This window comes from Francisella sp. SYW-2 (genome assembly GCF_008711475.1).
GTDB classification, from domain to species: Bacteria; Pseudomonadota; Gammaproteobacteria; order Francisellales; family Francisellaceae; genus Francisella; species Francisella salimarina.
Genome location: NZ_VXKO01000003.1, coordinates 116,795 through 119,309, shown reverse-complemented (window position 1 = coordinate 119,309; position 2,515 = coordinate 116,795). Strand labels below are relative to the sequence as shown.

Below are 2,515 nucleotides of genomic sequence, written 5' to 3'. Positions count from 1 at the left end.
CTAACTAATACTGGGGTTGCTGATATTCCTCAACAAGTTTGGGATAATTTGGAGGATTCAATATCTAACATATTCAACCAAAATCCAATATCGACTGTTTGGGATACTTCGATGAGTTTCGTGGGGCCTGCTGTTAATGGCGCTGGTAGTTTGACTACTACTGTTATTGATTTCTTAAAAGGGTCTGATATACAAGCTGCTATTAAAAATATCAAAGATAATAAAGAAGAGCTATTAGCTGTAGTATTCACAGTACTTATGCAACCTAACTCTAAAGTAGCTCCAGCTATGGGGTATAGTGGTGCAGATGGAAATGCTGCTAAAGAATTAGAAGGCGCTGGAAAAATGTTCCAAACTCCACAAGAGATAGAAACAGCTAAACTTGATTCAAATTATGTAAAAGACTATCCATGCTACTATATAGATAAAGATGGTACTAAGCACACTGTAGCTTATGATCAGCTAACAGATGAACAAAAAGCTTCTGCTAAATCAATGTTATGTGTAGATCATTCGGCTATGCTATACCCTAAACCGATGTTTATGGATCATGTATTTAAAGGTTTACTATTTGGTAAATACTTCGGTGGTGCTTTTGATTTCTTCGGTGATTATGATATAGAAGAAACTAAAAATAAAAATGCTAGCGTCTCTATACAATCGACAGCAGACAGTGAGGGAAGTTACTAATGAAAAAAATATTAATTTTTTTAAGCTTATTTATAACTTTTTCTTTTGCTCTAGCTCAACAAGCCAGCTTATCGGTTTCTAACAATGGAAAATATGTCATATCAGTTGATGACTCAGGTAATGCCTACCTTTGGGACTTAAAAAATAATGTATCTAAAAATCTAGGTAATAACTATAATCCTAGATCTGCTTATTTTGTACCGAATAGTGATAATTATTTATTACAAAATATTAAAACTAAAGAAGTAACCATAACTAATGTAAACGGTAAAATTATAAAAGAATTTACTCCTGATTTCATGGCTGATAGTCAAGCTATCAATTCAAGTCTAACAACTTGGGTTGGATCTTTGCCATGGGGAGATGCTTACCAATATAATTTAGATACTGGTAAAAAGAAACAGATATATGTTTCTTGGAGTTATGCTAAAAGTGAACATTCCCCATACTGGAGAGGTAATCCTTATAAAGGTGGCTTACCAAATGGTTATGCAATAAATAATCAGTTTAACTTTGCCAATAATGATGTCTTAATAATGACTGCTGATAATATAATGGTTATCTATAATGCAAAAGAGCACAAATGGAAGCTTATAAATAAAAATGTAAATCAAACTATGAGTGCTATAGACCCTAATGGTGAGTTCGTTTATACATTAGATAGTTCAAGAGTTGGTCGTGCTATTAAATATGATTTACAAAACAATAAAGTCATAACATTTCCAAATACTGCTAATGAAGATAACTTTTTCTTTAATCTAGCCCAAAGAAATGAAATACCAAAATTAGAAAATAATTACAAAAAACCAAATGGCTATACTAACTTTGGTTTTATAGATAATAATAAAGTACTTATAACATATAAAGGATTGTCTCAACCTTATTTATGGACAGGTTTATATGATATAAACAATATAAAAATTGGTAAATTCTATAAAGATGGGAAAAGTAATTTTGCTATTGATAACCCTATAAAATATTTTCCTTTAATAAATAATCCAAAAGATTATTTAGATGGTAATTATAATATCGAGCCAAGACCAAATGTAGATGGCTACAACTATACATTTGATACTTCTGTGGAAGCTCATAAGCTTGTAATTGGTCAAGCTAATGGTAACGGCATTATGGTGTATAACTATAATCCTAGTGATGAAACTCTAAAACTTGATTGGGTCGGTGAGCCTCCTAAAGCGGAAGAGAAAAAAGAAGAAAAAAGTAAGGGTTGGTTTTGGTAAGAAGTAATTCCCCTTCGGGCCTGTCCCAAACTTGATTTGGGATCTAAGGGGTGGCAGTCTTAGACTGACGGGGTAGTACTTTAAAAAGCCACACCCCGCCAACAAGTTGGCACCTCTCTCGAGAGGGAGATATATCAAGTCTAGTATTGTTTTAGTTAAGTAGAGTAAGTAATGATTATTAGTTTAGAAATAAGAAATTTTAAAACATATAATGGACAAAACTACCTGCCTATAAACTCAAAGATGGACAATAATCTATCAACCGATAATAGGAGATAATGGCGTTGGTAAAAGTGCAATTTTAGAAGCCTTAGATACTATGTTTAATAATGCTAGCTGGAATTTGAATGTTAAAGCTAAGATTAAAGGCTTTAGTAAAGAAAAAGCTAGTTTACCTTATATATCAACATTATTACTTATAAAAAAAGAAATTATTAATAGTTCTAAACTTGCTGAATTGTGTAATAAAATTACAACTTTCTTAACTGAAAACAGTAAAAGTTTATATTCCAATGAAATTGAAAATTATAAAAACTATAGTCTTAAAAATGACTATTACTTAGTAATTATAGGAAAAGAATGTAATA

At 31.3% G+C, this 2,515-nt stretch carries 3 protein-coding genes; all 3 read left to right on the top strand.

Annotated features, from left to right (window positions below):
* On the top strand, positions 1-690 hold a 690-nt coding region (locus F3D57_RS10215), incomplete at its 5' end, for a hypothetical protein (RefSeq protein WP_191092332.1).
* The gene (locus F3D57_RS02240) at positions 690-1,928 is read left to right on the top strand and encodes a hypothetical protein (RefSeq protein WP_150465038.1); all 1,239 of its coding nucleotides are present in this window, start codon (positions 690-692) and stop codon (positions 1,926-1,928) included. The genes F3D57_RS10215 and F3D57_RS02240, both read left to right, overlap by 1 nt.
* A gap of 319 nt (positions 1,929-2,247) precedes the next feature.
* A partial coding sequence (locus F3D57_RS10315) for a hypothetical protein (RefSeq protein ID WP_224728138.1) occupies positions 2,248-2,515 on the top strand: 268 nt, incomplete at its 3' end.

What these genes read in the sequence shown, in the direction of transcription:
- F3D57_RS02240 (WP_150465038.1), top strand. Translation starts at nt 690, where the DNA reads ATGAAAAAAATATTAATTTTTTTAAGCTTATTTATAACTTTTTCTTTT.